This window comes from Nocardioides silvaticus, assembly GCF_003160695.1.
GTDB classification, from domain to species: Bacteria; Actinomycetota; Actinomycetes; order Propionibacteriales; family Nocardioidaceae; genus Nocardioides; species Nocardioides silvaticus.
This window is the reverse complement of sequence record NZ_QGDD01000004.1, coordinates 230,356-257,118: the sequence shown is the minus strand read 5'-3', so window position 1 is coordinate 257,118 and position 26,763 is coordinate 230,356. Positions and strand designations below refer to the sequence as shown.

Here is a 26,763-nt window from a genome sequence, read left to right as displayed (position 1 = left end):
CGAGTGAACGAGGTGACGAGTAGTGCAGATCCCGGCGTCGATGAAGGCTGCCGTCCTGGGTGACCCCGGCCGCATCGAGGTCGTGGACCTCCCAATGCCCGACCCCGGGCCGGAGGACGTGCTGGTCCGGGTGCACCGAGCGTCGCTGTGCGGCACAGACGTCAAGATCCTCGACCGCACGTTCTTCAAGGGCGGGGGACCGGAACCCGGGACGTTCGTCCCCGGGCACGAGTACGCCGGCACGGTGGTCGGCGTGGGTGAGTCGGTGGACGAGCTCCGGGTCGGCGACCGCGTCGTGAGCGAGGCTCACCGCGGGTGCATGCGCTGCCGCGCGTGCCTGGGCGGGCACTACACCGACTGCCTCAACTACGGAGTCCACGCGAAGGGGCATCGGGCCCAAGGGATGACCGTCAACGGCGGCTTCGCGGAGTACGTCCGCAACCACGTCTCGACGCTCCACCGGCTGCCGGACGGCGTCGGGTTCGAGTCGGGGGTCGTGCTCAGCACGGTCGGCACGGTCATGCACGCGTTCGACGTTCTCGGCGAGCTGGTGACGGGCGCCCGCGTGGTCGTAATCGGCCCCGGCCCGATCGGCCTGCTCGCGGTTCAGGTGGCGCGCGAGCTGGGTGCCGCCCACATCGCGCTGGTCGGCACCCGTGAGTCCCGGCTCGCCCACGGGCGCGCGTTCGGCGCCGACGTCACCCTCGCTCCTGGCGGCGGGGGCGGTGAGGCCGAGGCGCTCCTGGGCTCGGCAGACGTCGTCCTGGAGTGCTCGGGGTCTGGCGGCGGGGTCGACGACGCGCTGCGCTACGCGCGGCGCGGCGGCCGGGTCGTGCTGATCGGGTTCTTCGACCGGCCGGTCACCACGGACCTGAACCACGCGGTCGTCAACGGGATCTCGCTGCTGTCGGTGCGCGGGGAGGGGACCGGGTCGCTGCAGCGAGCCGTCGCGCTCGCGGCGCGCGGCCGTCTCGATCTTGAGGCCTTGGTCACCCACCGGGTCCCGCTCACCTCGATCGCCGATGCGTTCGAGATCTACGTCGGCCGCCGTGACGACGCCCTCAAGGTGATGCTGGAGGTCCGTGCCGATGACGGTCTCGCAGGCGGCTGAGGGTGACGCCGAGCGCGCGCTGGTCGCGCGGATGGTGGCGCTCGCCGAGGAGCTGATCGCGTCGTTCGATCCGCTGCTGCGGCGCCGGGTATGGCTTCGGCCGTTCGCGAGCGAGGACACCGAGGCGGAACGGAAGCGGTGGTTCTACACGCCGACTGACCACGGCGGAGTGGAGCTGAGCGCGATGACGCCGCGGCAGCAGAGCCTGACCATGCAGCTCCTCGCCGCGGGACTCACCCGCGAGGCCTACGTCGCGGTCTGCGTGGTGCTCGGCCTGGAGAACGTGCTCGACGAGCTCGAGGGGTGGGGAGTCGACTGGGGTCGGGAGCGCGGCCGCGACCCGGGACTGTATTGGCTGAGGATCTTCGGACGACCCGGCGACGGGTTCTGGGGGTGGCGGTTCGGCGGCCACCATGTGTCGGTCAACCTGCTCCTCCATGACGGACGGGTCGTCGCCGCCACGCCGTCCTTCATCGGCGCCGATCCCGCCTCTTCCCCGATGCTCTCGGGGACCCTGCGTCCGCTCGGTGCGAGCGAGGACCTCGCGCGCGAGCTCATGCACTCCCTCGCCCCCGACCAACGCGAGCAGACCCTGCTGCACCCGCGTGCGGTCTCGGACATCGTCTCGGGCAACCGGCCGCGGGTGGCCGACGGCGACCAGATGATGCACATGCAGGTCCTGTTCCGGGGCAGTCTCTCCCAGCCACGGCTGCGACGGCTGGTCGACCGCATCGACGAGGTCGCCGAGACCCAGAGCGGGTACGACGCGACCGATCACGCCCGAGTCGCCCTCGACTCCGGCGCCGGGCTCCGGGCCACCGACATGACGCCCGACCAGCGGGACCTGCTGGTCTCGCTGGTCGACGACTACCTCGGCCGCGCACCGGCGCCCATCGCCGAGCGTCGCCGAGCGGAGTACCGGATGGCGGCAGGGATCGACGGCCTGCGGCTCGGCTGGGCGGGGAGCGCCGAGGCCGGAGAGCCGCTCTACTACCGGGTGACCGGTCCGCGGCTGCTGATCGAGTACGACAACACTCAGCGGGGGGCGAACCACGCGCACTCGGTGGTCCGCGACCCGGCGAACGACTTCGGAGCCGACGTCCTGGCCCGGCACCGCGCCCGTCACCACCGGGACGCGGCGGGACCGACGTTCTAGCGTGTCTGGTTGGACAACGCGGGTTGTCCAATCCACGATGGAGGCATGGCCGAGCAAGATCCTCAGCTGGACCTGGCGACGCTGGCGTTCATCGCCGGTAGCGCCGTGAACGAGGTGCTCCTCCGTCGAATCCGGGACGCCGGGCATCCCGGTCTGCGGATCTCGCACGGCTACGTGTTCCAGCGGTTGATCGACGGGCAGCCGACGGTGGGGGAGCTGGCGGCATCGCTCGGCGTCACCCAGCAGGCCGCGTCGAAGGCGGCGCGCGAGCTGGAGGACCTCGGGTATGTCGACCGGTACGCCGACGCCGCGGATGGTCGCGTCACTCGGCTGGTCCTCACGGCCAAGGGGACCGACGCCGTCGCGGTGGCGCGGCGCGTGCGCGACGAGCTGCAGGGTGAGCTCGCGAAGACGATCAACGCGCGCGACCTCGCTGCAGCTCGCCGCGCTCTGACAGCGCTGCTCGACCTCGTCGGTGGAGCGGAGTCGGTGCGAACCCGATCGGTGCGGCCGGCGTCGTAGCCTTCAGGTGAAGGAGCGCGTCCGACCACGCTCCCCGATCACTTCTCGACCTGGAACGGCTCGTAGCAGTCGTAGGTCTCGATCTCAGTGATGAGCCCACCATCGACCCGGACGAACTGCGCGATGTGCGCGGTCAGCTCTTGGCCGGCGCCGAACGGGCCAGCGTCCTGCGCGACCGTCCCAGTCCACGTGAGCCGTACGGCCACGAGGTCGCCGAGCTCGTGGATTGAATGGATGTCGTAGCGCTGACTCCCAGCAGACTGGCCCCGGCCGAGCTGGCTGCAAGCATCGCCGTTCGGTCGCTGACGCGCCCGCCTGGTACTAACAGATTGGGCCGCTCGATCGTCACCTCGTCCGGAGACAGGAACTGGGCCAGCGCATCTCCATGCTGGCCTCTTTCAATAGCAGCGTAGAGGGCGCGAACTGCCGAAGCCGGTGAAGTCATACCAACAACCATATATACACAACTAGCATTGTTCAATGTGGCTGTCGCTACTTTCCGGGCTGCGCGCTCGCGCCCAGACGCAGCGAGGGCCCCGCCTTAGCGGGACCCTCGCTGATGCTCAGTTCGAGCTCTACGTGCACAAGTGACTATATGTCGTAGTAGAGCTCGAACTCGTGCGGGTGCGGGCGCAGCTGCACGGGAGCGATCTCGTGCTCGCGCTTGTAGGTGATCCAGGTGTCGATCAGGTCGGGCGTGAAGACGTTGCCGACCGTGAGGAACTCGTGGTCGGCCTCGAGGGCGTCGAGGACGGCGCCGAGCGAGGTCGGGACCTGGTCGATCTCGGCCATCTCGTCCGGCGGGAGCTCGTAGATGTCCTTGTCGATCGGGGCGGCCGGCTCGATCTTGTTCTGGATGCCGTCGAGGCCGGCGAGCATCAGCGCGGAGAACGCCAGGTAGGGGTTCGCCGACGGGTCGGGGAAGCGGGTCTCGATGCGCTTGGCCTTGGGGTTGGTGCCGGTGATCGGGATCCGGACCGAGGCGGAGCGGTTCCGCGAGGAGTAGACCAGCGAGATCGGGGCCTCGAAGCCCGGCACGAGGCGGTGGTAGGAGTTCACCGTCGGGTTGGTGAACGCCAGCAGCGCCGGGGCGTGCTTGAGGATGCCGCCGATGTACCAGCGGGCCATGTCGGAGAGGCCGCCGTAGCCGGTCTCGTCGTAGAACAGCGGCTCGCCGTCCTTCCACAGCGACTGGTGCACGTGCATGCCCGAGCCGTTGTCACCGAAGATCGGCTTCGGCATGAAGGTGACCGACTTGTTCTGCTCCCACGCGGTGTTCTTGATGATGTACTTGAACTTCATCACGTCGTCCGCGGCCCTGAGCAGCGTGTCGAACCTGTAGTTGATCTCGGCCTGGCCGGCGGTGCCCACCTCGTGGTGGCCGCGCTCGACCTGGAGACCGACCCGCTCGAGGTTGTTGACCATGTCGTCGCGCAGGTCGCCGTAGTGGTCGTACGGCGCCACGGGGAAGTAGCCGCCCTTGAAGCGGGTCTTGTAGCCCAGGTTGTCGCCCTCGGCGCCCGAGTTCCACCAGCCCTCGACGGAGTCGATGTGGTAGAAGCCCTCGTTGGGGCCGGTGGAGTAGCGGACCTTGTCGAAGATGTAGAACTCCGCCTCCGGGGCGAAGTACGCGGTGTCCGCGACGCCGGTGGTGTTGAGGTAGGCCAGCGCCTTCTTCGCGATGTTGCGCGGGTCGCGGGAGTACGGCTCACCGGTGATCGGGTCGTGGATGAAGAAGTTGAGGTTCAGCGTCTTGGAGCGACGGAACGGGTCGACGTACGCCGTCGTCGGGTCCGGGAAGAGCGACATGTCCGACTCGTTGATGGCCTGGAAGCCACGGATCGAGGAGCCGTCGAAGCCGAGGCCGTCCTCGAAGACCGACTGGTCGAACGACGACACCGGCACCGTGAAGTGCTGCATGACTCCGGGCAGGTCGCAAAAGCGGACGTCGACCATCTCGACGCCCTCGTCCGCGATGAACTTGAGCAGCTCTTCGCTGTTGCTGAACATTCGTTCCTCCTCGGCTGACACGAGGTCAGCCACCAGTCATTGATCCGGGTCCCCGGAATCGAGGGTGACCGCGGCATCGTACCTACGCCACACTGCGCAGCGATCCGCCTGTCCAGCAACCTACGGAGAGGCCGTTGCGCGGCCATGACCGAATTGTTTCCGGGATGTAACAGGTTTCGGAGGGCTGACCCCGAGGGTGAAACCGCAGGTCACTAGGGTGTTCGCGATGCCTGATCAGCCGCCCCGGACCGCCTCCACCGTCCCGTTCCCCACCGCCTCGTGGGGGCGCCGCACCCTCGCGATCTTCGTCGACTGGATCGCCTCGACGCTGGTCGTGATCCTGTTCGTCGGCCTCGAGGAGTACGGCGAACCCGGGTCGCCCGCGCAGCTCTACACGCTGGTCGTGTTCGTGGTCGAGGCGACGCTGTTCACCTGGCTGCTCGGCGGCTCGTTCGGCAAGATCGCGACCGGGCTGCGCGTCGTACCCGCTGCCGGTCGCGGCCGGCTCGCCAACCCGCTGCCGCTGCTGGGCCGCCAGGTCGCGATCGCGCTGGTCATCCCCCCGCTGGTCTTCCGCTCCGACGGTCGTGGCCTGCACGACCTGCTGGCCGGGACCGCGACCGTGACCATGCCGGTCTACCGCAAGCTCACCACCACCGGCGTTTAGCGAGGATCCACTCCGGTCAGTCTCCTCTGCGAGGAGGCGACGGGTGGCCACTGACTTCTATCTCGACTACGAGGGCTCGGGCAGCGCGGCGAGCAGGTTCGCGACGAAGGGCACCGACCTCGAGCACGCCGCAGCAGACGGCGCCGAGGCGGGCGTCACCGGCATGCAGGGACCCATGGGCGCGGCGACAGCACCGGTCCAGTCCGCAGCCGACGACGTGCTGGTCGCGCTCGGCGGCCGGCTCCGGGTCTTCTCGGCCGAGCTGTTCGCACTGAGCACGCTGGTCGGGGACACCATCCAGGTGACCAACGAGATCGACGTGGAGTACCGGCTGTGAGCGAGGCGGCGGACCTCCGCTATCCCTACCCGGTCGAGGAGCCCGACGTGCTCCGGCAGCAGGCCCGCACCCTCGGCAACCTCGGCCAGCTGCTCCTCGACACCCACGCGGAGGTCGACGACGGCGAGCTGAAGCTCACGAAGTCGTGGCGCTCGGACACTGCGACCGAGGCCGTCGCCGACGTGAAGAACCTGTCGAGCCTGATGCAGGGCGACAGCTCCGCGCTCGCGGATGCAGCCGCCGCGGTCGTCAGCTACGTCGGCCACGTCGAGGACGCCCGCGCCGACATCGACGGCATCCGCAGGCGCTATGACGAGGCCGTCGACCAGCTCCTCCACGACAACCAGCACCCGCCGGACTGGGCGAAGAACCGCTTCCTGCGCGAGGAGTGGCGGATGAGCACCCAGGCCACGTTCAGCTCCACGGCCACCGCGCTCGACGGCGAGCGGACGACAGTGCTCGACACGCTCACCGAGCGGAGCAAGGGTCCGCTCGCGACCCTCGCGACCGTGCTGACCCGGTTCGTCGGGGCGAACCCGCCCACGAGCATGTCGCTCGGCGAGGTCGCGTTCGAGCGGGCGTCGCACGGGCTCGACCTCACCGGCGGCCGCTACGAGTTCCAGCTCCGCCAGGCCGGCCTGCTCTCCGGCGCCTCGCCCGACGGCTACTACGCCGAGTGGCTCGCCAACGCCGAGCGGCAGGGCGTCGACCCGGGCGTGCTGGTGCAGATCGCTCGCGACAACAACCTCACGCCTGCGTCGTTCTCGGTGCTCGACGGGCTGGAGAAGATCACCGATCCCCAGGGCAAGTCGTTCTTCGTCCTGCCCTCCGACATCGGCGGCGACCGCGCCCGCGAGGTCGTGCTGATGACGTTCATCCTCAACGCCGGCACCGACTACGGCGAGGGCACCGACCACGACTTCCCGATCGAGCCCTACAGCGCGGCCTACGTGAAGTACATCAAGGCCCGTCAGGAGGCCAACAACTGGAGCTACGACGACGACGTCGACTTCGTGCACGGCAACGGCGGTCGCCTGGTCGCGACGCCCAACGGGATCCTGATGGGCGCCGGCGGCAACTGGCTCCAAGGGCTCTACAGCCAGCAGGGCGGCACGACGTACGGCGACATCTTCATGCTGAACATCGACGACGGTGACCCGATCGCGGCGATGCGGACGGCGATCCAGTCCGGCACGTCGGTCTACGACGACGGCAACGGCGGCTACCGGACCGGCAGCCTCGACCTCGATCGCCTGCTCCACCACGAGGAGCGGCACTCCCACCAGTGGGCCGACGAGGGGTACGGCGGGTTCCTCGCGTCGTACGGCTGGGAGCAGCTCACCGGCGGCAACGAGACCGAGGAGGAAGCCGGCCTCGGCGACGGGGGCTACCGGTGAGGGTCAGCGACCGCGCAGGTTGCCGCGCATGCCCTTCATGCTGGTCGGCACCGGGCCGCGGGGGAGCGGCACCTTCGGGCGCTGCGCGTCGAGCGCCTTGAGCCGCTGGAGCAGGTCGGTCTGGTCGGCGGGCTTCACCTGACGACCGAGCTTCTGCACGTGGCGCACGAGCTTGGGCAGCGGGACCTGGCCCTCGTCACTGCCGACGTAGACCTCGTGCACCGGGAAGTCGGCGGCGACGCGCTCGTGCTTCTTGCGCTCGCTGGCCATCAGCTGCCGCAGCCGGTGCTGGTTGCCCTCACCGACGAGCACGATGCCCGGGGGGCCGACCACGCGGTGGACCATGTCCTGCTGCTTGGTGAAGCCGACGACCTCCTCGACCCGCCAGCCGCGGCGCAGCATGCTCAGGGCGCGGGCACCGGCGCCGACCTGGCCCTCGAGCCGGGCGTACGCCGCCCGCTGGGCGCGGCGGCTGAAGACGATCATCATGCCGAGGAAGCCGAGCAGCAGGCCGCCGATGATCGAGAAGACCAGGCTGATCGTGCCGCTGCCGGGAAGCAGCCAGAAGATGCCGAAGCCGATCCCGCCGAACAGCAGGAACGCGCCGAGCATCCACCAGGGCGCGGCCCGGTCGACCTGCTTGGTCATCTTGAACGTCTCGATGATCTGCCGGCGGCGGCTCATCGTCGACGGGTCCAGCTGCGTGTCACTCATGCGTTGGTGCCCTGCATCTCTTTCTGCGACTCACGGGATTCGACGGCCTGACGGTACAGCCGTCCGGCGCGGTACGACGAACGCACCAGCGGCCCGGAGAGGACTCCGGCGAACCCGATCTCGGTCGCCTCGGCCTGGAGCTCGACGAACTCCTCCGGCTTGACCCACCGCTCCACGGGGTGGTGGCGCACCGAGGGGCGCAGGTACTGGGTGATGGTCAGCAGCTCGGTGCCCGCCTCGTGGAGGTCGCGCATCGCCTGGCTGACCTCCTCACGGGTCTCGCCCATGCCGAGGATCAGGTTGGACTTGGTCACCAGCCCGAACGCGCGAGCCTGGGTCAGCACGTCCAGGGACCGCTCGTAGCGGAACGCCGGGCGGATCCGCTTGAAGATCCGCGGCACCGTCTCCACGTTGTGGGCCAGCACCTCCGGGCGCGACTCGAACACCTCGGCCAGCAGCTCGGGACGACCGTTGAAGTCCGGGATCAGGTTCTCCACCCCGGTGCCGGGGTTGAGCTCGTGGATGGCGCGCACGGTCTCGGCGTACAGCCACGCGCCGCCGTCGGCGAGGTCGTCACGGGCGACGCCGGTGATGGTGGCATAGCGCAGCTCCATCGAGCGCACCGACTCCGCCACCCGGCGCGGCTCGTCGCGGTCCAGCGGCTGCGGCTTGCCGGTGTCGATCTGGCAGAAGTCACAACGCCGGGTGCACTGGTCACCACCGATGAGGAAGGTGGCCTCCCGGTCCTCCCAGCACTCGAAGATGTTGGGACAGCCGGCTTCCTGACACACCGTGTGCAGACCTTCGGACTTCACCAGGCTCTGCAGCGCGGTGTACTCCGGGCCCATCTTCGCCTTGGTCTTGATCCAGGACGGTTTGCGCTCGATCGGGGTCTCGGCGTTGCGGACCTCCAGACGGAGCAGCTTGCGGCCTTCGGGGAGGGGGGCTGACACGTCCGCCAGCCTACCCGCGACCTCCAGTTTTCCCGTCCTCGAGAACGCCGCCGGTCAGGGCACGTCGCGGCGCCGGAACGAGGCCAGCGAGGCAGCGATGAAGACCACCAGCATCGTGCCCAGGAACAGGACCGCGCGCCCCAGCGACAGCGTCTTCTCGACCTCGCAGACGTCGCCGCCGTAGGTGACGCCGTCGTCGAGGTTCGGGCAGGGACCCTCCGTCCAGTACGGCATCCCGTCGCGGATCACGGCACCGATGTTGAGTCCGGGGTTCCAGACGGGGTCGACGCCGAGCACGGCCAGCACGATGCCGCCGGCGACGCTCGCGGCCAGGAGCACGCCGAGCGCGGCCACCGTGCTGCGGAACAGCATGGTGAGCGAGTAGCCGGCCAGCGCCGCCGCGGCCGCGACCCCGGCGCCGCGCCAGCCGCTCTGCAGGCAGTCGAGCAGCACCCCGTCGCCGAGCCCGGCGTCCCGCGCCGTCACGACCGCGTAGAGCAGCAGCCAGTAGACCGTCAGCACCGCGGCCGAGAACACGCCCGCGACCGCGGTGACGACCACGCCCTTGGCGGTCCACACGAGCGGTCGACGTGGCTCGAAGAGGAGCTGGTTGCTCACCGACCCACTGGCCCAGTCATGGCCGGCGAACGTGGTGCCGGCGAGCATCATCAGGATCGCCAGCACGACGACGACGGCGAAGCCCGCGCCCTCGTCGCGCTCCTCGGCGAGCTCCAGCCGGTCGACGTAGAGGTAGTTGTCGAGGCTGAGGCCGATCCACTCCAGGCAGGCCTGCTCCAGGTCGCCCTCCGGCACGTCGCCGCCGAAGTACTCCGCCGGGTCCTTCTGGCAGCTCGCGAGCTCGCGCTTGGCCCAGCGGGTGTCCCGCTCCTCCGCGATGAGCTGCTCCGCCCTGGCGACCTCCTCGGCGCTGGGCTCGCGGGTGTTGAGCACCCGGGCGACGCCGATGACCGCCGGGACCACGATTGCGGCCGCGAGGAGCACGAGCACGGCCCGCCGGCACAGGACCCGGGTCAGCTCGACCCGCAGCAGGCGGTTCATGCGATCGCTCCGTTGTCGTGGCCGTCGTGGCCGCCCTGACCGCCCTGGCCGAGCTGCTCGCCCTCGGTCAGCCGGAGGAAGTAGGACTCCAGGTCGGCACGCAGCGGCGTGAGCTCGGTCAGCCAGATCCCGGCCTCGCCGAGTGCGCGGGTGATCTCCTCGGGTCGTTCCGCTTCGACGTGGAGCGTGCCCTCGTGGGGTGTCACCTCCAGCTCGGCGCGGGCCAGCACGTCCGCGGCCGCTGCGGGGTCCGGCACCACGACGCGGTACGCCGTACCGGCTCCGAGGAGGTCGTCGACGCGACCGGAAGCCAGGAGCCGTCCGTTGCCGATGATCGTCGCCGACGTGCAGACCTGCTGGACCTCGGCCAGGATGTGCGAGCTCAGCAGCACAGTCACCCCGGACTCGCCGAGGTCGCGGATGGTCTCGCGGATCTCGCGGATGCCGGACGGGTCGAGTCCGTTGGTCGGCTCGTCGAGGATGAGCAGGTCCGGCGTCTTCAGCAAGGTGGCGGCGATCGCGAGCCGCTGCTTCATGCCGAGGGAGTAGCCCTTGTAGCGGTCCTTCTCCCGTCCGCCCAGCTTGACGGTCTCGATCGCCGAGTCGACGACGGAGCTCGGTGCGCCGATCGCGCCGGCGAGCAGCTGGAGGTTGCGGCGGCCGCTGAAGTTGGGGGAGAACTTGGGGGACTCCACGACCGCTCCGACGCGGCCGATCACGTGCGGCAGCTGCTCGGGCACCGGCTGGCCGAAGAGCCGCATGGTGCCGCGGGTCGGCCGGGCCAGTCCCAACAGCATCCGGATGGTCGTCGTCTTGCCCGACCCGTTCGGCCCGAGGAAGCCGTGCACACCGCCGGCGGGCACCGCCAGGTCGAGGTCGCTGACGGCGACCCGCTTCTCGCCGCGCACGCTGCTGAACTCCTTGCGCAGGCCCGTCGTCTCGATGACCAGGTCGCTCACCGCACGATCCGACCACGAACCTCGCGGGTGTGCCTCGGGACACGCCGGGGGTGGGAGGTGGTCAACTGTGGTGATGGAGATGAAGGAAGCGCTGCAGCACTACCTGGCGGGGCAGCGGAAGGTGCTCCTCACGAAGCTCGACGACCTGCCGGAGCGGGAGCTGCGGATGCCGCGCACGCCGACCGGCACCAACCTGCTCGGAATCGTCAAGCACTGCACGAACGTCGAGTACGGATACTTCGGGCCCACCTTCGGGCGCGCGCTCGACGACACCACCGGTCTCGTGACCGACGAGCAGTGGGACGCGGACCCCCAGGCCGACTGGTACGCCACGGCGGACGAGACGAAGGACGGGATCGTCGACCTCTACCTGCGGATACAGGCGTTCTGCGACGAGACCATCGGTGCCCTGCCGGTCGATGCGCCGGGGGAGGTGCCGTGGTGGGGTGACGACGCGGCAGTGACCCTGGGCCAGGTCCTGGTCCACGTCATCCAGGACCTGGCCCGGCACGCCGGCCACGCCGACATCCTGCGCGAAGGCATCGACGAGTCGGTCGGGTTCATGGCACCGGGCCACAACCTGCCCGAGATCGACTTCCGGGCGTACGTCGAGAGGCTGACCGCGCTCGCCGAGCAGTTCTGAGCTGCGTGGTCGGTCAGGCGCCGGGAGTGAGCACCGGGACCCGCGGCGTGCGACCGGGCTCGGGGCGCGGCTCGTAGGGCGGCGTGGCGTCGTACGGCTGCCAGGCGAGGAGGTCGGCCAGGTGGCGTCGTACCGAGGGCAGCACCTCTTGGACGGTGACGTCGCGGCCCAGCTCCTGGCTGAGGGAGGTGACGCCGGCGTCGTCGATGCCGCAGGGGATGAAGCGGTCGTACCAGCCGAGGTCGACGTCGCAGTTGATCGCGAACCCGTGCAGCGTGACGCCGCGGCTGACGCGGATGCCGATGGCGGCGACCTTGCGCTGGGGTCCCCGGCCGTCGGCGGCGACCCAGACGCCGCTGCGCCCCGGCACCCGGCTCGTCGCCACGCCGAGGTCGGCGCAGACCGCGATCAGCGCCTCCTCCAGCCGGCGGACGTAGTCGACGACCCTCAGGTCGGGGAGCCGGACGATCGGGTAGCCGACCAGCTGGCCGGGACCGTGGAAGGTGATCTTGCCGCCGCGGTCGACGTCGACGATGGCTGCGCCGCCCGGGTCGACCGGCCGCTCGCGCGGTTCGGTGCGCCCGCCGGCGGTGAAGACGGGTGGGTGCTCGAGCAGGAGCACGGTGTCCGGGCGCTCGCCGGCGGAGACTTCTGCGTGCACCCGCCGCTGCAGCTCCCAGGCGTCGAGGTAGTCGATCGCGTCGGGGCCGAGTCCGGCCTCCTCGAACTGCAGATCGGTCACGTCACGAGGGTACTCGGCGGCCTGTGGATCACTGGATGCGCTGCCGGCCCAGGAGCGGTAGGACTGAGCCATGACCGACGCAGGCGACCCCATGGCGCGCACGACGATCGCCGTAGCCGCGGTGATCGTCGTGGCGGCGGTCGCGTTGGTCATCGCCGGGCTGCTGCGGTCGGAACCGGGGGAGGAGCACCGCAGCAGCCCGGCACCCTCGCCCGCCGTGCCGCGGCCGTCGACGATGACGATCACCGAGGCGGCGTCGGCGGTGAGCGTGCTGCGCGACTGGGACCGGGCGCGGTCCGCGGCGTGGTCCTCGGGTGACGTGCGGGCGCTGCGTCGGATCTACCAGCCCGGCGCGCGGGTAGGGGCGCACGACGTCGCGATGCTCCGTCGTTGGGTCGAGCGCGGACTGCGGGTGCGGCGGCTGACGATGCAGGTGCTCTCGGTCGAGCTGCGGGTGCGGACGGACCGCCGGATCGTGCTCGACGTGACCGATCGGCTCGCCGACGCCATCGCGGTGCCGGTCGGCGGTGGCCACGGGCGGGTGCTGCCCCGGGACGGCCTGACGACGCGTCGCCTCGTCTTCCGGCTCGACGACGGCTCCTGGCGGATGGCGGCGGCCTACGCCAGACCGCTGGCCACGACCGCCGTCACGTGGGGGTCGGAGAACTCGTAGCCGAGGTCCAGCAGGGCCTGCGGCCGGGTGTTCACCGAGCCCAGCACCTCGGGGGCCACCCGCCCCGCCGCGACCTTGAGCAGCGGGCCCGGCACCGGCGCGATTGCCGGCCGGCGGACCGCCTTCGCCAGCGCCTGCGTGAACTCGGCGTTCGTCGGCGTCTCGACGCAGGTCATGTTGACCGGCCCGGAGGCGGTCGGGTGCTCGGTGAGGTACGCCGCGGCGCCGACCCAGTCGCGCAACGAGATCATCGGCATGTGCTGCCGACCGTTGCCCAGCTTTCCCCCGAGCCCGGCCTGGAACAGCAGCTTCAGCTGCTTGAGCGGCGCCCCTGCCTTGTCCATGACCGGCGCCGTCCGCAGAAAGACCACCCGACCGCCGGCATCGAGCGCGGGCTGGGCCGCCGCCTGCCAGTCCCGGCACACCGTCGTCATCAGCGTGTGCCCCCGGCTGTCGGCCGACTCGGTGAGCTCGACCGCCCCGTGGTCGCCGTACCACGCGACGGCGTTGCCGGCGACGAAGTACGGCGGGGTGGGGGCCTTCGCGATCGCCTCCGCCAGCGTCCTCGTCGTGTCGACCCGGGACTCCCGCAACGCCGTCGACCACTTCTTGGAGTGCGGGTTGCCGATGGTCGGCGCTCCCGCGAGGTTGATGACGACGTCGGCTCCGTCGATCACGCCCTGGTCGACCTTCCCGTGGGCGGGGTCCCATCGAGACTCGTCGTCCTCGGTCGTCGGACGGCGGACGAGCGCCGTCACGCTGTGCCCCCGCCCCTCGAGCTCATTGCGCAGATGGGTCCCCAGAAAACCGGAGCTGCCCGCCATGACGATCGACAGTGCTGGCATGACTCCAGAGTGTCAGGTCGGTGGTCGACCCTCAGTCGTCGACGGTCGTCGAGTAGGCCGAGCGCTCTGGCGCGAGGCCGTATCGAGACGCGGTGAGGTGCGTGGGGGCCGTGGGTGCTCTGCTTGCGGCGTCTCGATACGTCGCTCGCTGCGCTCGCTCCTACTCGACGACCGGGTCGCCGTCAGTTGGGGTAGGACGAGCGCGCTGGCGCTCCTCTCGGTCGTCGAGTAGGCCGAGCGCTCTGGCGCTTCTCTTGGTCGTCGAGTAGGCCGAGCGCTCTGGCGCTTCTCTTGGTCGTCGAGTAGGCCGAGCGCTCTGGCGCGAGGCCGTATCGAGACGCGGTGAGGTGCGTGGCGGCCGTGCGTGCTCTGCTTGCGGCGTCTCGATACGTCGCTCGCTGCGCTCGCTCCTACTCGACGACCGGGTCGCGGCTGCGCTCGCTCCTACTCGACGACCGGGTCGCGGCTGCGCTCGCTCCTACTCGACGACCGGGTCGCGGCTTGCGGCGTCTCGATACGTCGCTCGCTGCGCTCGCTCCTACTCGACGACCGGGTCGCGGCTGCGCTCGCTCCTACTCGACGACCGGGTCGCGGCTGCGCTCGCTCCTACTCGACGACCGGGTCGCGGCTGCGCTCGCTCCTACTCGACGACCGGGTCGCCGTCAGTTGGGGTAGGCCGAGCGCTCTGGCGCTCCTCTTGGTCGTCGAGTAGGCCGAGCGCTCTGGCGCGAGGTCGTATCGAGACGCGGTGAGGTGCGTGGGGGTCGTGGGTGCTCTGGTTGCGGCGTCTCGATACGTCGCTCGCTGCGCTCGCTCCTACTCGACGACCGGGTCGCGGCTGCGCTCGCTCCTACTCGACGACCGGGTCGCGGCTGCGCTCGCTCCTACTCGACGACCGGGTCGCGGCTGCGCTCGCTCCTACTCGACGACCGGGTCGCGGCTGCGCTTGCTCCTACTCGACGACCGGGTCGCCGCAAGTTGATCGTCGAGTTGCTCGTGCCGCCAGGCGAGGGCGTGGCGAGAGGTCGCAACGTGCGCAGCCCCCTGCGCCGGCGCGAGCCCAGGATGTGAAAGCCTGTGCAGGTTGTTTGTGGGGGAGGTCTCGGATGTCCAACAACACCTCGTCGACCCGGTGGCGCGTCATCGCAGCCGTCGCGACGTGCGCGCTGGCACTGGCGGCCTGTGGTGAGGGGGCCGACGACCGTGCGGAACCGGAGGCGGAGCCGACGTCGTCGGCAGCGTCCGAGCCCGAGGCCACCGACCCGGCGCCGCAGACTGCCGAAGAGGTCGAGGTCCTGGACACGGGTGCCGAACCGCGTGTCGTCGCACTGCCGGACCCCGAGGTCGGCGACGAGTACGAGAGCAGCCAGCAGCTCACGATGACGACGTCGTTCGGTCCCAGACCGTCTCCGGCGGTGCCGATGAGCACGAACACCTCCACGGAGGTCCTGGAGGTCACCGAGGACGTGGTGACCGTCCGCACCATCTTCGACGAGGTCGAGGTCGACGACTCGGGGCTGCCCGAGGACCTGGTGACGGGGATCGAGTCCGGGCTCGATGTCGTCCGGGGCCTCGCTGTCACCCTCGAGCAGTCGCGGTCCGGTGCGGTCCTCGACACCCGGTTCTCGCTGCCCGACGACGCGCCGCCGGCGGCCCACCAGGTCGTCGAGCAGATCGCCGACTCGCTGTCGATCGGCAGTGTCGCCTTCCCGTCGGAGCCGGTGGGCGAAGGCGCGTCCTGGCGCGTGGTCAGCACCACGGAGTCGAACGGGCTGGTCCTGACGCAGGCGACGACCTACGTGCTCGAGGAGCTCGACGGCGACGCCTACGAGATGTCGTTGGAGGTAGAGGGGACGTTCGAGCCCGGTGACATCGACGGGGCAGAGCTGGTGCGTGGCTCTACGACCGGCAGCGGCGATGCCTCCGGCACGGTGGGCGACCTGTTGCCGTCCTCGGCCGCGTCAACGGGGTCGACCACCCTGGTGGTGGACGTCGACGGCAGCCGTGTCGAGTCCGAGGTCGACGTGGAGACGACCATGACGACAACTCGGCGCTGAGGGGCGTCGACCTCAGTCGATCCCGGCGGTCCGGTCCAGCAACTGGAGCAGCTCGTAAGCCGCGACCTCGACCTTCTTGTGGCGCCACTCCGCGGCGCGGTACACGCAGGCGATCAGGCCGGTGCGGTGGACCCGGCGGTAGTCGCCGTACACGAAGGCGTAGCGCGCCTTCGTCTCGTCGTTCGCGCCGACGGTGAGCCCGAGGTGCCAGGCGGCGTAGTCGTTCCAGGTATGGCGCTCGAGGAAGGCGTTGTCCGCCGCGGCGTTCGGCTGGACCTCGCCCCAGTCGCTGTCGAGGACGTACTGCCTGCCCTCGATCAGCGACCGGGCCTTGGCGACCGCGGCGTCGTTCAGCTCGTAACGCGCCATCACACCTCGAACTGTGCAGCCTCCAGGCGGCTCTTGACCTCCTGCAGGAACCGGCCGGCGTCGGCACCGTCGACCAGACGGTGGTCGTAGGTCAGGGCGAGGTAGCACATGTAGCGCACGGCGATCGTCTCGCCGAGGTCCTCGTCGTCGATGACCACCGCCCGCTTCACGACCGCACCCGGGCCGAGGATCGCGACCTGGGGCTGGTTGATGATCGGGGTGTCCCAGAGCGCGCCGACGCTGCCGAGGTTCGTGATCGTGAACGTGCCGCCGGACAGCTCGTCGGGACCGATCTTGTTGGACCGGGTGCGGCCGGCGATGTCGGCGATCTTCTTCGCCAGACCGGACACCGACAGGTCGCCGGCGTCCTTCACGACCGGCGTCAGCAGGCCCTTCTCGGTGTCCACCGCGAACGCGACGTTCTCGCGGTCGTGGTAGGTCACCTCGCCCTTCTCCAGGTCGAGCGTGGCGTTGAGCGACGGGTGCTGCTTCAGCGAGTCCACCGCGGCCTTCGCGAAGAACGGCAGGTAGGTGAGCTTCACGCCCTCACGGGCGAGGAAGTCTTCCTTGTTGGCCTCGCGCAGCCGGGCGACGTTGGTGACGTCGACCTCGACCACCTGGGTCAGCTGGGCGGAGATGTGGAGCGACTCCACCATCCGCTCGGCGATGATCTTGCGCAGCCGGCTGACCGCGACCGTCTGGCCGCGCAGCGGCGACGGCTGCGAGGGCTGCGACGACTTCGCGGGGGCCGACGATGCGGCAGCGGGGGCGGGCGCGGACGACGCCGCAGGGGTCTCGAGCTTCTTCGCAGCCTCGGCGGCGTCGATGACGTCCTGCTTGCGGATCCGGCCGCCGACGCCGGACCCCTTCACCGATGCCAGGTCGACGCCGTGCTGGGCGGCCAGCTTGCGGACCAGGGGAGTGACGTAGCCGGGGCGGTCCTCGCCGCTGTCGTTGCTCTGCTGGGCGGCCTCCTGCTGGGGCGCCTCCTCCTGCTTCGGCGCCTCCGCCTCGGGCTCCTCCTTGGGCTCCGGCTCCGGCTCCTCCTTGGGCTCCGGCTCCGGCTCCGGCTCCGGCTCGGGCTCCGGCTCCGGCTCGGGCTCGGGCTCGGGCTCGGGCTCGGGCTCCGGCTCGGACTTGGCGGGCGCGGGGGACCCCGACCCGATGATCGCGAGCTCGGCGCCGACCTCGACGGTCTCGTCCTCCTCGGCCTTGATCTCGAGCAGGGTGCCCGCGACCGGCGAGGGGATCTCGGTGTCGACCTTGTCGGTCGAGACCTCGAGCAGCGGCTCGTCGACGGCGACCTCGTCGCCGACCTGCTTCAGCCACTTGGTGACGGTGCCCTCGGTGACCGACTCGCCGAGCGCGGGCAGCGTGACCGGCGTGCTCTCGCCGGAGCCACCCGACGACCCGCCCGAGGAACCGCCGGACGATCCCTCGTCGGACTTCTCCGCCTCGGTCGTCTCGTCGCCCGGAGGCGTCTCGCCGGTCTCCTCGGCGATCTGCTCCTCCTGCTCGGCCTTCTTCTCCGCGTTCTCCTCGTCCTTGGGCTCAGCCTCCGGCGTGGCCTCCTCGGCGGGGCCGGCGTCGTCGCCGGACGGCTCGTCGGAGTCGCCGATGACGGCGAGCACCGCGCCGACCTCGACCGTCTCGTCCTCCTCGGCCTTGATCTCGAGCAGGGTGCCCGCGATCGGCGAGGGGATCTCGGTGTCGACCTTGTCGGTCGAGACCTCGAGCAGCGGTTCGTCGACGGCGACCTCGTCGCCGACCTGCTTCAGCCAGCGGGTGACGGTGCCTTCGGTGACGGACTCGCCGAGGGCCGGGAGGTTGACTTCGGTGGCCATGAAATCCTCGTCTTCGCTCTTGTGAACCAGGTTGTCGGTGGAGATCAGCTGTGGGCGTGCAGGGGCTTGCCGGCCAGGGCGAGGAAGGCCTCGCCCAGGGCCTCGTTCTGGGTCGGGTGGGCGTGGACCAACGGGGCGACGTCGTCGGCGTGCGCTTCCCAGCCGTAGACCAGCTGGGCCTCGCCGATCAGCTCGCCCACCCGCTCGCCGACCATGTGGACACCCACGACGGGACCTTCGACCTGGCGGACCAGCTTGACGAAGCCCTGGGTGCGCAGGATCTGGGACTTGCCGTTGCCGCCGAGGTCGTAGGTGAGCGCGGTGACGCCGTCGTCGCCGTACTCCTCCTTCGCCTGCTCCTCGGTCAGCCCGACCGACGCGACCTCGGGCCGTGAGTAGGTCACCCGCGGGATGCCGCGCTCGTCGATCGGCTGTGGCGCCAGTCCGGCGATCTGCTCGGCGACGAAGATGCCCTGCTGGAAGCCGCGGTGTGCGAGCTGCAGACCGGGCACGATGTCGCCGACCGCCCAGACGCCGTCCACGCCGGTGCGGCAGTGGTCGTCGACCGTGACGAAGCCCCGGTCCAGGGTGATGCCGTGCTCTTCGTAGCCGAGGCCGGCGGTGCGGGGGCCCCGACCCACCGCGACGAGGAGCACGTCGGCGCGCAGCTCGCTGTCGTCCGACAGCGTGACGACCACGCCCTCCTCGGAGGTGGCGACGCCGGTGACCGAGGTGCCGGTGCGTGCGGTGATGCCGCGCTTGCGGAACGCCCGCTCGAGGGCGGCCGACGACGCGGCGTCCTCGGGCGGCACCAGCCGGGGGAGCGCCTCGACGATGGTGACCTCGGCGCCGAAGCTGCGCCAGACGCTGGCGAACTCGCAGCCGATGACGCCGCCACCGAGCACGACCGCGGACCTCGGCACACGGTCGAGGCGCAGGGCGTCGTCGGAGGTCAGGACGTGGGTGCCGTCGGGCTCGATGTCGGGCAGCAGCCGCGGTTCGGAGCCGGTCGCCAGCACGACGTTGCGGCCGGTGAGGACGGTAGTGCCGTCGGCGCCCTCGACGGTGACCTGCTTCGGCCCGGTCAGGGTGCCGCGGCCCTCGACGACGCGGATGCCGCGGCTCTTGATGAGGCCGGTGAGACCCTTGAACAGCCGGTTGACCACGCCGTCGGCGTAGTTGCGGACGGCGGCGGCGTCGATGCCGTCGTACTTCGCCAGGACGCCGAAGGTCTCGGCCTCCCGGGTGGAGTCGGCGACCTCGGCGGCGTGCAGCAGTGCCTTGGTCGGGATGCAGCCGACGTGGAGGCAGGTGCCGCCGAGCTTGCCCTGCTCGACCAGCGCCACGCTGAGGCCGAGCTGGGCGGCGCGCAGGGCGCAGGCGTAGCCGCCGGAACCCGCGCCCAGGATCAGAACGTCGACCTCGTTGTCGCCGTCGGCCTCGGCCACCGCTGTCCTCCCTCTCTGTCGAGTGCGCCCATCCTTGCACCACGGGCCACACGGTGCGCAACGGCCCGCGTACTCATCAGTAGACTCCCGGCATGGGGTTGTTCGACCGGTTCCGGAGGGGACCGAAGATGAGCGGGCCGGCCAAGGACGCCGCCCGCACCGGGTCGACGCGCGTGCGCGCCGCCGACAAGGTCGACGAGGCCCATCTGCACGAGTGGGTCGCCGAGCGGCGCGGCGTGGAGGGCTTCGTGGAGCCCCGCACCGCCGTCAGCGAGGTGACGCTGCTGCTGGTCGCGCACGACGGCGAGTGGACCCGCCGCCGGGTGCCCGGCGTGAAGTGGGCGCACGACTTCTGCAACCGCCACCAGGTCCCGTCGTACGACGCCGCGGTGGTCGGCATCCCGCAGCGGATGCGCGACTACAACTCCCGGAAGCGCAAGGAGCAGAAGGCGGCGGACTACCCGCCGTACAAGCCGCGGGACTGAGGGCGTCTCGATACGTCCTCGCCCAGGGGCTCGGACTACTCGACGACCAGTGAGCGCGCGACCTCGACGAGCGTGGCGACGCCGTAGCCGGTCGCGCCCGAGGTCCAGTGACCGACGGGGCCGCCCTTGTTGAAGGCTGGCCCGGCGATGTCGAGGTGGGCCCAGGGGAGGCCGCTGGTGAACTCGCGGAGGAACGCGGCGGCGAAGAGCCCGCCGCCCCAGCGGATCCAGTCGTGCTGGGACAGGTCGGCGACCTTGGAGGTGCGGATCCGCTCCTCCATGTGCTCGGGGATCGGCATCGGCCACGCGTCCTCGCCACCCGCAGCGGCAGCCGCGAGCACCCGCGCGACCGCTTCGTCGTCACCCATCACGCCGCACATCCGGTCGCCGAGCGCCAGCGACATGTGGGCGGTGAGGGTGGCGATGTCGACGACCAGGTCGGGCTTGCGCTCCACGGCGCGACCGAGCGCGTCGGCCAGCACCAACCGGCCCTCGGCATCGGTGTTGGAGACCTCGACCGTCAGCCCGCCGTACGTCGTCAGCACGTCGCCCGGCCGGAACGAGGCGCCGCCGACCATGTTCTCCGCCAGCGCCGCGATGCCGGTGACGCGGACCGGCAGGCCGAGCCGGGCAACCGTGAACACCGCCTGCACCATGGCCGCGGCGCCGGCCATGTCCTCCTTCATCGTCGGCATGCTCGCGGCTGGCTTGATGGTGAGGCCGCCGGAGTCGAACGTGATGCCCTTGCCGACGAGCGCGAGGTGCGGGACGGGACCGGCGGACCTCGGCGGCCGGTACTCCAGCTCCACCAGCCGCGGCGGTGCGTCCGACCCGGCGCCGACGCCCAGGATCCCGCCGCACCCCATGTCCGCGAGCTGTGTCTCGTCGAAGACCGTCGCCTTGACGCCCTTCACCGAGCGGGCGTCGCCTGCGATCGCATCGGCGAAGATCTCCGGCGTCAGGTCGCCCGGGGGAGTGTTCACCCAGTCGCGGGTCGCGATGACGGCGTCGGCCACGAGCTGTGCCTCGTCGAAGGCGGCGACGGTCTCCTTGCGCCGCGCCGCCGAGGAGAGTACGACGATCTCGGCCGGACCGGAGGGTGAGGAGCCGCTCTTGTAGCGGGTGAACGTGTAGCCGCCGAGCCGGTAGCCCTCGAGCACCGCCCGCACCTGCTCGGGCGACTCGGCCGGCAGCGCGAGCGCGACCGAGGCCGCGTTCGTGACGGCCCGCGCAGCGGCACCGGCCGCTCGCCGGAGAGCGATCTGGTCGGGGTCGGCGCCGAGGCCGACGAGCACCAGGAGCGGCGAGCCGATCGCACCGCTGGTCGGCACCTTCGCCACCTCGCCCGGCTTGCCGGTCAGGCCCAGCGTGGCGAGCAGCGGCGAGAGCTTGCGGCCGTACGCTGCGGCGATGTCCTCGCCGCCCGGCGCCAGCCGCGCGCCGCCCGAGCGACCGCGAGCAGCGGGCACCACACCCACGACGACCGCTTCCGCCCGGGTCTTGGCAGGGCTGGCGGTACGCAGCGCGAACGACGTCATGCAGGCGAGGGTAGACGGCCGTCTCCACCGCCGAGGACGTCGGTAGAGTCGCCGTCATGGTCGACGGATCCCAGCCCGCCCCAGCTGATCGACGGGGAGGCGCCTCGCTGTCCCGATCGCCGTTGCACGACCGCCACGCGACCCTCGGTGCGAAGTTCGCCGAGTTCGGGGGCTGGGACATGCCGCTGCAGTACTCCGGCATCGTGGAGGAGCACAACGCGGTGCGCACCTCCGTCGGCGTCTTCGACGTCAGCCACCTCGGCAAGATCGTGGTCCGGGGGCCCGGCGCCGCCGGGTTCGTCAACAGCACGCTCAGCAACGACCTGAGCCGGATCGGCCCGGGCCGGGCGCAGTACACGCTCTGCCTGGACGCCGAGACCGGCGGCATCGTCGACGACATCTTCAGCTACTACCGCGACGACGAGCACGTGCTGCTCGTGCCCAACGCGTCCAACAACGCAGAGGTCTTCCGGCGGCTCGAGGCAGCGGCGCCCGACGGCGTCGAGGTCGTCGACCACCACGCCGACTACGCCGTGCTCGCCATCCAGGGCAGCCGCTCCGACGACGTGCTGGCCAAGGTCGGCCTGCCGGTAGGGCACGACTACCTCACCTTCGTCGAGGCCGACGTCGAGGGCGAGCAGGTCATCGTCTGCCGCACCGGCTACACCGGCGAGCGCGGCTACGAGCTGATCGCCCCGCGCGCGGTCGCGCCGCAGCTGTGGGACCAGGTGCTCGAGGCCGGCGAGGAGTTCGGCATCCTCCCGTGCGGCCTCGGCGCCCGCGACACGCTGCGCACCGAGATGGGCTACCCGCTGCACGGCCAGGACATCGGGCCGACGGTCACCCCCAACGAGGCGCGCCTCGGCTGGGCTGTCGGCTGGAGCAAGCCGGAGTTCTGGGGTCGCGACGTCGTGCTCGCGGAGAAGGAGAAGGGCGCCCGCCGCAAGCTGGTCGGCCTCAAGGCGACCGGCCGTGCCATCCCGCGCCCGCACATGTCGATCTCGCTCGTCCCCGACGTGCTCCTCGGCGAGGTCACCTCGGGCACGTTCTCCCCGAGCCTCAAGCAGGGGATCGGCCTAGCGCTCGTGTCCACCGTGGTCGCCGACGACGCCGAGGTCGCGGTCGACGTACGCGGTCGCCGCGAGGTCTTCCAGATCGTCAAGCCACCCTTCGTCGACACCTCGGTCCGGGAGTCCTGATGAACCTGCCCGAACCCCCGCCCACCTTCCGCCCGCCGACGCCGTCCGAGCGGCCCTGGTGGTGGCGCCTCGAGGACGCCGGCGGCGCCGAGGTGGCGCTGCCCGGCGACCTCGCCGAGGAGTACGGCGAGCGCCGGTTCCCGAGCCAGGCCGATGCCGAGTCGTGGATCGGCGAGACCTGGTCGGAGCTCAAGGCGGCCGGCGTCGAGGCGGTCACCCTGCTCGAGATGGACCGGGTCGTCTACGGCCCGATGAGCCTGTCCGCCTGAGTCGGGTCCTCTGTTCTAGTCTGGCGGCGTGCAGGCCTACCTCGATCTCGTCCGGCGGATCCTCGACGAGGGCGCCGAGAAGGGGGACCGCACCGGCACCGGCACGCTGAGCGTGTTCGGCCACCAGATGCGGTTCGACCTGTCCGCCGGCTTCCCGCTGGTGACGACCAAGAAGATCCACACCCGCTCGGTCTTCGGCGAGCTGCTGTGGTTCCTCCGCGGTGACACCAACGTGAAGTGGCTGCAGGACCGCGGCATCACGATCTGGGACGAGTGGGCCGACGAGAACGGCGACCTCGGCCCCGTCTACGGCGCACAGTGGCGTTCGTGGCCGGCGCCGGACGGCCGCCACATCGACCAGCTGGCGCAGGTGATCGCCGAGATCCGCGCGAACCCCGACAGCCGCCGTCACATCGTCTCGGCGTGGAACCCCGCCGACATTCCCGAGATGGCGCTGGCGCCCTGCCACAGCCTGTTCCAGTTCTACGTCGCCGACGGGCGGCTCAGCTGCCAGCTCTACCAGCGCTCGGCCGACGTCTTCCTCGGCGTCCCGTTCAACATCGCCTCCTACGCCCTGCTCACCCACATGGTCGCCCAGGTCACCGGGCTCGGCGTCGGCGACTTCGTGCACACCCTCGGCGACGCGCACCTCTACTCCAACCACCTCGAGCAGGCGCGCCTCCAGCTCACCCGCGAGCCGCGGCCGCTGCCGACACTGGTCCTCAACCCCGCGATCGCCGAGATCGACGGGTTCGACCTCGAGGACATCAGCGTCGAGGGCTACGACCCGCACCCGGGGATCAAGGCCCCGATCGCGGTCTGACGCAGCGACGCGGGCCGACGGCTAGGACAGGCCGCAGGCGTCGATCGCATAGGCGATCGCGGCCTCGGCGCCGGTCGACGACATGCGCAGGACGTACTCGCCCTCCTGCCCGTCGAGCCGCAGCCCCAGCCGGAACGCCGTCGCGCCGCCGGCCTCGAAGAAGGCGTGGCTGTCGCACCGCGCGGGCACCACGGGCAGCTCGATGCGCTGCGGCTCGTCCTCTCCCCGGACCTCGCGGCCGACCCGCCAGGTGGTCGTCGTGGGGTGCTTGAGGACCGGTGTCGCGCCGACCCGCAGGATCTCCAGCCGACCCGGCCGCCCCGTCGGTGTGGCCAGGAGGGTCAGCGTGCCGACGTCGTCGGTGGACGGGACGGCCTCGTCCCACTCGAGCCCGACGACGGCCTCGACGGCCTGCTCGAAGCACACCGCGTCGTGGTGCCGTTGCACGATCCCGAGGTCGTCGGCGACCGCCAGCGCCTCGGTCCCGGCGGCCGTCTCGACGGTGACGACCGGCGCCTGCTTGGTGTGGCCGCCGCACTCCGGGTCCGGCAGCGGCAGCGGGAAGCCGCGCTCGAGCCCCGACGGCATCGTCCGCAGCCGCTGCGCCTCGATCGCCCGGCTGAGCCGCGGGTCGTCGTACGTGATCGCGGTGGGGTCCACGTCCTTGTCGGTGCCGTTGAAGATCCAGACCTGCATCCGGCCGCGCGCCGCGTCGCGCGACGACTGCCGCAGCACCGCGTCGAGCGTCCCGGTCATCTCGCGGGGCGGCACCGGCACGATCGAGTACGACGGGTCCGGCTCCGCGACGACCTGCCGGTCCCGGTCGTCCTCGTGCCCACATCCCGAGAGGGCACCCAGGAGGGCGACGGCTGCGAGCGCGGATGGCAGTCTTCGTCCCATGACTGCGCGAGTCTCTCCCGGATCCCCGACCTGCGCCACCGGAAAATGACGCCTGGGGGCAAGACGGTGACGATGGTGGCCGCCGTCGCCGAGAACGGGGTCATCGGGCTGGCCGGCAACATCCCCTGGCACCTGCCCGAGGACTTCGCGCACTTCAAGGCCACGACGGTCGGCCACGTGCTGGTCCTCGGCCGCACCACCCACGAGGGCATCGGCAAGCCGCTGCCGGACCGCACCACGATCGTGCTGACCCGAGACCCAGAGTGGCGCGACGAGGGCGTGCTGGTCGCGCCGACCGTGCTCGACGCCCTCACCCTGGCCGACACCCTCGAGGGCCAGGTGATGATCGGCGGTGGCGCAGCCGTCTACGACGCCGCCATGCCGTACGCCGACGTCCAGCTCATCAGCGAGGTTCACGCTGCACCCGACGGCGACACCTACTACCCGGAGTTCAACCGCGCCAAGTGGCGCGAGACCGCCCGCGAGCCTCGCGAGGGCTTCGACATCGTCACCTGGGAGCGGGTCTTCGCCTGCGGCTGACCACGGTCGACCCGTCGCAAACTCACGTCCACGGAGCCTCGACCCGTCGCAAACTGACATGAGGTCGTGCGAGTTTGCGCCGGGTCGGCGTGCTGGTCGTGCGAGTTTGTGCCGGGTCGGTGTCGGCCGCCGGTGATCTCTCAGGCGGAGACGCGAGCGCACTCCAGGACCGCCGTCGCGACGGTGTCGGCGTCGGCGGGTGACGACTTCCAGGACGACACGCTGATCCGCATCGCGGGAGCACCCTGCCACTGGGTGCCGCCGCACCAGATCCGGCCGTCGGCCTGGACGGCGGCGACCAGCGCGGTGGTCGCCGCCGGGTTCCCGGCCCGCACGAGCACCTGGTTGAGCACCACGTCGTTGACCACCTCGAGCCCGCCGGCGCGCAGCCGGTCGGCGATCGCGACGGCGGTGTCGCTGGTGCGCTGCACGAGCTCGGCCACACCGCCGCGGCCGAGGGAACGCAGCACGGCCCAGACCTCGAGTTGGCGCGCCCGCTGCGAGGACTGTGGGGTGTGGTGCATCGCCTCGAAGCCCTCGTCTGGCGGCAGGTAGCCCGCCACCGCCGTGAACGTACGACGCAGCGCGGCCGGGTCGCGCACGAAGGCGATCCCGCAGTCGTAGGTCACGTTGAGCCACTTGTGCCCGTCCGTGGCCCACGAGTCGGCGCGGTCGAGCCCGGCGACCAGGTGGGCCCGCGACGGGTCGGCGAGCGCCCACAGCCCGAACGCGCCGTCGACGTGCACCCAGGTGTCCCGTCCGGGCGCGTCGGCCCAGTCGGCGACCCGGTCGAACGGGTCGAACGCGCCGGTGTTGACCTCGCCCGCCTGCGCGCAGACCAGCACCGGCCCGGAGACGTCGGGCAGCTCCTCGGCCCGCAGCCGTCCCTGGTCGTCCGCGGGCACCTCGATCACCCGGTCCCGGCCGAGGCCGACCAGCCCGAGCGACTTCGACAAGGTCGAGTGCCGCTGGGCGCCGACCACCACCGTGATCTCGGGCGCCCCGAACAGGCCGTCGGCCTGCACGTCCCAGCCGGCCCGCTCCAGCAGCGCGTCCCGCGCCGCAGCGAGGCCGGTCGCGTTGGCCACGGTGGCGCCGGTCGTGAAGACGACGCCGGTCGACGCCGGCAGCCGCAGCAGGTCGACCAGCCAGTCGCGCACCACGTCGTGCACCCGCGCCGCGACCGGCGACATCACCGGCAGCGCGGCGTTCTGGTCCCACGCGTCGGCCAGCCAGGCCGTGCCCAGGGCAGCCGGATGGACCCCGCCGACCACGAACCCGAAGTAGTCGGTCCCCGTGCTCGCGACGGTCGCCGGTGACCCGGCCCGGTCGAGCAGACGCAACGTGTCAGCGACGTCGGTCCCCGTCTCGGGCAGCGGCTCGTCGAAAGCGGCGAGTCCCGCGACGGCGTCGGCAGGCGGGAAGGCGGGCCGGTCGTCGACCGACCCGGCATAGGCGAGCGCCGCCTCGGCTGCGGCGCGGAGCGTCTGGAGGTCCTCCATA

27 protein-coding genes and 1 pseudogene are annotated in these 26,763 nt (G+C 71.0%); 14 read left to right on the top strand and 14 right to left on the bottom strand.

Annotated elements, in window-relative coordinates; translation table 11 throughout:
• Window positions 1-22 precede the first annotated feature (22 nt).
• The 3 genes from DJ010_RS11150 to DJ010_RS11140 are packed head-to-tail and all read left to right on the top strand — an operon-like array spanning window position 23 to window position 2,789.
• The gene (locus DJ010_RS11150; RefSeq protein ID WP_109693737.1) at window positions 23-1,111 is read left to right on the top strand and encodes a zinc-dependent alcohol dehydrogenase; all 1,089 of its coding nucleotides are present in this window, start codon (window positions 23-25) and stop codon (window positions 1,109-1,111) included.
• A complete protein-coding gene (locus DJ010_RS11145) occupies window positions 1,089-2,267 on the top strand; it encodes a DUF3500 domain-containing protein (protein WP_109693896.1) in 1,179 nt (392 codons plus the stop codon). The genes DJ010_RS11150 and DJ010_RS11145 overlap by 23 nt, the downstream gene beginning before the upstream one ends.
• Before the next feature lie 45 nt (window positions 2,268-2,312).
• On the top strand, window positions 2,313-2,789 hold the full coding sequence (locus DJ010_RS11140; protein ID WP_109693736.1) for a MarR family winged helix-turn-helix transcriptional regulator: 477 nt from the start codon (window positions 2,313-2,315) through the stop codon (window positions 2,787-2,789).
• Window positions 2,790-2,827: 38 nt separating this feature from the next.
• Here DJ010_RS11140 and DJ010_RS11135 read toward each other — a convergent pair.
• Both DJ010_RS11135 and glnA read right to left on the bottom strand, forming a co-directional pair.
• A pseudogene (locus DJ010_RS11135) lies at window positions 2,828-3,031 on the bottom strand (nuclear transport factor 2 family protein); the annotation flags it as partial.
• A 349-nt stretch (window positions 3,032-3,380) separates the two neighbouring features.
• Complete coding sequence (glnA, locus tag DJ010_RS11130) at window positions 3,381-4,799, bottom strand: type I glutamate--ammonia ligase (RefSeq protein ID WP_109693734.1); 1,419 nt, start codon at window positions 4,797-4,799, stop codon at window positions 3,381-3,383.
• A 226-nt stretch (window positions 4,800-5,025) separates the two neighbouring features.
• On the opposite strand from glnA, the gene DJ010_RS11125 reads away from it, so the two are divergent.
• From DJ010_RS11125 to DJ010_RS22430, 3 genes are read left to right on the top strand one after another with little or no spacing between them, the layout of a single operon-like run.
• Window positions 5,026-5,466, top strand: coding sequence for an RDD family protein (locus DJ010_RS11125; RefSeq protein WP_109693894.1), 441 nt, complete (start codon window positions 5,026-5,028; stop codon window positions 5,464-5,466).
• A gap of 43 nt (window positions 5,467-5,509) precedes the next feature.
• Window positions 5,510-5,803 carry a hypothetical protein gene (locus DJ010_RS11120; RefSeq protein WP_109693733.1) on the top strand — a complete coding sequence of 98 codons (294 nt, stop codon included), beginning with the start codon at window positions 5,510-5,512 and terminating at the stop codon, window positions 5,801-5,803.
• On the top strand, window positions 5,800-7,200 hold the full coding sequence (locus tag DJ010_RS22430) for a hypothetical protein (RefSeq protein WP_211318745.1): 1,401 nt from the start codon (window positions 5,800-5,802) through the stop codon (window positions 7,198-7,200). Before DJ010_RS11120 ends, DJ010_RS22430 begins: the two co-directional genes overlap by 4 nt.
• A 3-nt stretch (window positions 7,201-7,203) precedes the next feature.
• Here the strand turns inward: DJ010_RS22430 and DJ010_RS11110 are convergent, their stop codons facing one another.
• Genes DJ010_RS11110 through DJ010_RS11095 form a run of 4 tightly spaced genes read right to left on the bottom strand, consistent with a single transcriptional unit; the run spans window position 7,204 to window position 10,885 of the window.
• Window positions 7,204-7,914: a DUF4191 domain-containing protein gene (locus tag DJ010_RS11110; RefSeq protein ID WP_109693732.1), complete on the bottom strand. Its 711-nt coding sequence runs from the start codon at window positions 7,912-7,914 to the stop codon at window positions 7,204-7,206.
• Entirely contained in the window at window positions 7,911-8,867 is a 957-nt protein-coding gene (gene lipA, locus DJ010_RS11105; protein ID WP_109693731.1) for a lipoyl synthase, read from the bottom strand. The genes DJ010_RS11110 and lipA overlap by 4 nt, the downstream gene beginning before the upstream one ends.
• Window positions 8,868-8,921: 54 nt before the next feature.
• Window positions 8,922-9,926 (bottom strand): hypothetical protein, encoded by a 1,005-nt coding sequence (locus tag DJ010_RS11100; protein ID WP_109693730.1) that lies wholly within the window; start codon window positions 9,924-9,926, stop codon window positions 8,922-8,924.
• Window positions 9,923-10,885: an ABC transporter ATP-binding protein gene (locus tag DJ010_RS11095; RefSeq protein WP_109693729.1), complete on the bottom strand. Its 963-nt coding sequence runs from the start codon at window positions 10,883-10,885 to the stop codon at window positions 9,923-9,925. The genes DJ010_RS11100 and DJ010_RS11095 overlap by 4 nt, the downstream gene beginning before the upstream one ends.
• A 73-nt stretch (window positions 10,886-10,958) precedes the next feature.
• On the opposite strand from DJ010_RS11095, the gene DJ010_RS11090 reads away from it, so the two are divergent.
• Entirely contained in the window at window positions 10,959-11,528 is a 570-nt protein-coding gene (locus DJ010_RS11090) for a DinB family protein (protein ID WP_109693890.1), read from the top strand.
• 13 nt (window positions 11,529-11,541) lie between these two features.
• On the opposite strand, the gene lipB is transcribed toward DJ010_RS11090, so the two are convergent.
• On the bottom strand, window positions 11,542-12,270 hold the full coding sequence (gene lipB, locus DJ010_RS11085) for a lipoyl(octanoyl) transferase LipB (protein ID WP_245927439.1): 729 nt from the start codon (window positions 12,268-12,270) through the stop codon (window positions 11,542-11,544).
• Between the two features lie 70 nt (window positions 12,271-12,340).
• Between lipB and DJ010_RS11080 the strand changes: the two genes are divergently transcribed.
• A complete protein-coding gene (locus tag DJ010_RS11080) occupies window positions 12,341-12,943 on the top strand; it encodes a hypothetical protein (protein ID WP_146207321.1) in 603 nt (200 codons plus the stop codon).
• Here the strand turns inward: DJ010_RS11080 and DJ010_RS11075 are convergent.
• Window positions 12,889-13,788 carry a TIGR01777 family oxidoreductase gene (locus DJ010_RS11075; protein ID WP_109693727.1) on the bottom strand — a complete coding sequence of 300 codons (900 nt, stop codon included), beginning with the start codon at window positions 13,786-13,788 and terminating at the stop codon, window positions 12,889-12,891. The two genes, DJ010_RS11080 and DJ010_RS11075, sit on opposite strands and share 55 nt — an antisense overlap.
• Before the next feature lie 1,106 nt (window positions 13,789-14,894).
• On the opposite strand from DJ010_RS11075, the gene DJ010_RS11070 reads away from it, so the two are divergent.
• Window positions 14,895-15,845, top strand: a complete 951-nt coding sequence (locus tag DJ010_RS11070) for a hypothetical protein (protein WP_109693726.1) — start codon at window positions 14,895-14,897, stop codon at window positions 15,843-15,845.
• A 12-nt stretch (window positions 15,846-15,857) separates the two neighbouring features.
• Here DJ010_RS11070 and DJ010_RS11065 read toward each other — a convergent pair whose 3' ends face one another.
• Genes DJ010_RS11065 through lpdA form a run of 3 tightly spaced genes read right to left on the bottom strand, consistent with a single transcriptional unit; the run spans window position 15,858 to window position 19,506 of the window.
• The gene (locus DJ010_RS11065) at window positions 15,858-16,214 is read right to left on the bottom strand and encodes a hypothetical protein (protein WP_109693725.1); all 357 of its coding nucleotides are present in this window, start codon (window positions 16,212-16,214) and stop codon (window positions 15,858-15,860) included.
• Window positions 16,214-18,058 carry a 2-oxoglutarate dehydrogenase, E2 component, dihydrolipoamide succinyltransferase gene (gene sucB / locus DJ010_RS11060; protein WP_109693724.1) on the bottom strand — a complete coding sequence of 615 codons (1,845 nt, stop codon included), beginning with the start codon at window positions 18,056-18,058 and terminating at the stop codon, window positions 16,214-16,216. The genes DJ010_RS11065 and sucB overlap by 1 nt, the downstream gene beginning before the upstream one ends.
• A 44-nt stretch (window positions 18,059-18,102) precedes the next feature.
• Entirely contained in the window at window positions 18,103-19,506 is a 1,404-nt protein-coding gene (gene lpdA, locus DJ010_RS11055) for a dihydrolipoyl dehydrogenase (RefSeq protein ID WP_109693723.1), read from the bottom strand.
• A gap of 92 nt (window positions 19,507-19,598) precedes the next feature.
• Between lpdA and DJ010_RS11050 the strand changes: the two genes are divergently transcribed.
• Window positions 19,599-19,991: a hypothetical protein gene (locus DJ010_RS11050; protein ID WP_245927438.1), complete on the top strand. Its 393-nt coding sequence runs from the start codon at window positions 19,599-19,601 to the stop codon at window positions 19,989-19,991.
• A 35-nt stretch (window positions 19,992-20,026) separates the two neighbouring features.
• Here the strand turns inward: DJ010_RS11050 and DJ010_RS11045 are convergent, their stop codons facing one another.
• On the bottom strand, window positions 20,027-21,529 hold the full coding sequence (locus DJ010_RS11045; RefSeq protein WP_109693721.1) for a leucyl aminopeptidase: 1,503 nt from the start codon (window positions 21,527-21,529) through the stop codon (window positions 20,027-20,029).
• Window positions 21,530-21,585: 56 nt separating this feature from the next.
• Here DJ010_RS11045 and gcvT point away from each other — a divergent pair, with 56 nt between their 5' ends.
• The 3 genes from gcvT to DJ010_RS11030 are packed head-to-tail and all read left to right on the top strand — an operon-like array spanning window position 21,586 to window position 23,820.
• On the top strand, window positions 21,586-22,728 hold the full coding sequence (gene gcvT, locus DJ010_RS11040) for a glycine cleavage system aminomethyltransferase GcvT (protein ID WP_109693720.1): 1,143 nt from the start codon (window positions 21,586-21,588) through the stop codon (window positions 22,726-22,728).
• Window positions 22,728-22,997 (top strand): hypothetical protein, encoded by a 270-nt coding sequence (locus tag DJ010_RS11035; protein WP_109693719.1) that lies wholly within the window; start codon window positions 22,728-22,730, stop codon window positions 22,995-22,997. The genes gcvT and DJ010_RS11035 overlap by 1 nt, the downstream gene beginning before the upstream one ends.
• Before the next feature lie 28 nt (window positions 22,998-23,025).
• A complete protein-coding gene (locus tag DJ010_RS11030; RefSeq protein ID WP_109693718.1) occupies window positions 23,026-23,820 on the top strand; it encodes a thymidylate synthase in 795 nt (264 codons plus the stop codon).
• Between the two features lie 21 nt (window positions 23,821-23,841).
• Here the strand turns inward: DJ010_RS11030 and DJ010_RS11025 are convergent, their stop codons facing one another.
• A complete protein-coding gene (locus DJ010_RS11025; protein WP_109693717.1) occupies window positions 23,842-24,720 on the bottom strand; it encodes a hypothetical protein in 879 nt (292 codons plus the stop codon).
• A 72-nt stretch (window positions 24,721-24,792) separates the two neighbouring features.
• Here DJ010_RS11025 and DJ010_RS11020 point away from each other — a divergent pair, with 72 nt between their 5' ends.
• Window positions 24,793-25,260 (top strand): dihydrofolate reductase, encoded by a 468-nt coding sequence (locus tag DJ010_RS11020; RefSeq protein ID WP_245927467.1) that lies wholly within the window; start codon window positions 24,793-24,795, stop codon window positions 25,258-25,260.
• Between the two features lie 140 nt (window positions 25,261-25,400).
• Here the strand turns inward: DJ010_RS11020 and DJ010_RS11015 are convergent, their stop codons facing one another.
• The gene (locus DJ010_RS11015; protein ID WP_109693715.1) at window positions 25,401-26,762 is read right to left on the bottom strand and encodes a pyridoxal phosphate-dependent decarboxylase family protein; all 1,362 of its coding nucleotides are present in this window, start codon (window positions 26,760-26,762) and stop codon (window positions 25,401-25,403) included.
• Window position 26,763 lies beyond the last annotated feature (1 nt).

Coding starts and splice junctions, on each gene's coding strand:
- DJ010_RS11145 (WP_109693896.1), top strand. CDS start 1,089: ATGACGGTCTCGCAGGCGGCTGAGGGTGACGCCGAGCGCGCGCTGGTC.
- DJ010_RS11140 (WP_109693736.1), top strand. CDS start 2,313: ATGGCCGAGCAAGATCCTCAGCTGGACCTGGCGACGCTGGCGTTCATC.
- glnA (WP_109693734.1), bottom strand. CDS start 4,799: ATGTTCAGCAACAGCGAAGAGCTGCTCAAGTTCATCGCGGACGAGGGC.
- DJ010_RS11125 (WP_109693894.1), top strand. CDS start 5,026: ATGCCTGATCAGCCGCCCCGGACCGCCTCCACCGTCCCGTTCCCCACC.
- DJ010_RS11110 (WP_109693732.1), bottom strand. CDS start 7,914: ATGAGTGACACGCAGCTGGACCCGTCGACGATGAGCCGCCGCCGGCAG.
- DJ010_RS11100 (WP_109693730.1), bottom strand. CDS start 9,926: ATGAACCGCCTGCTGCGGGTCGAGCTGACCCGGGTCCTGTGCCGGCGG.
- DJ010_RS11090 (WP_109693890.1), top strand. CDS start 10,959: ATGGAGATGAAGGAAGCGCTGCAGCACTACCTGGCGGGGCAGCGGAAG.
- DJ010_RS11080 (WP_146207321.1), top strand. CDS start 12,341: ATGACCGACGCAGGCGACCCCATGGCGCGCACGACGATCGCCGTAGCC.
- DJ010_RS11075 (WP_109693727.1), bottom strand. CDS start 13,788: ATGCCAGCACTGTCGATCGTCATGGCGGGCAGCTCCGGTTTTCTGGGG.
- DJ010_RS11070 (WP_109693726.1), top strand. CDS start 14,895: ATGTCCAACAACACCTCGTCGACCCGGTGGCGCGTCATCGCAGCCGTC.
- DJ010_RS11065 (WP_109693725.1), bottom strand. CDS start 16,214: ATGGCGCGTTACGAGCTGAACGACGCCGCGGTCGCCAAGGCCCGGTCG.
- sucB (WP_109693724.1), bottom strand. CDS start 18,058: ATGGCCACCGAAGTCAACCTCCCGGCCCTCGGCGAGTCCGTCACCGAA.
- DJ010_RS11050 (WP_245927438.1), top strand. CDS start 19,599: ATGGGGTTGTTCGACCGGTTCCGGAGGGGACCGAAGATGAGCGGGCCG.
- DJ010_RS11045 (WP_109693721.1), bottom strand. CDS start 21,529: ATGACGTCGTTCGCGCTGCGTACCGCCAGCCCTGCCAAGACCCGGGCG.
- gcvT (WP_109693720.1), top strand. CDS start 21,586: ATGGTCGACGGATCCCAGCCCGCCCCAGCTGATCGACGGGGAGGCGCC.
- DJ010_RS11035 (WP_109693719.1), top strand. CDS start 22,728: ATGAACCTGCCCGAACCCCCGCCCACCTTCCGCCCGCCGACGCCGTCC.
- DJ010_RS11025 (WP_109693717.1), bottom strand. CDS start 24,720: ATGGGACGAAGACTGCCATCCGCGCTCGCAGCCGTCGCCCTCCTGGGT.
- DJ010_RS11020 (WP_245927467.1), top strand. CDS start 24,793: ATGGTGGCCGCCGTCGCCGAGAACGGGGTCATCGGGCTGGCCGGCAAC.
- DJ010_RS11015 (WP_109693715.1), bottom strand. CDS start 26,762: ATGGAGGACCTCCAGACGCTCCGCGCCGCAGCCGAGGCGGCGCTCGCC.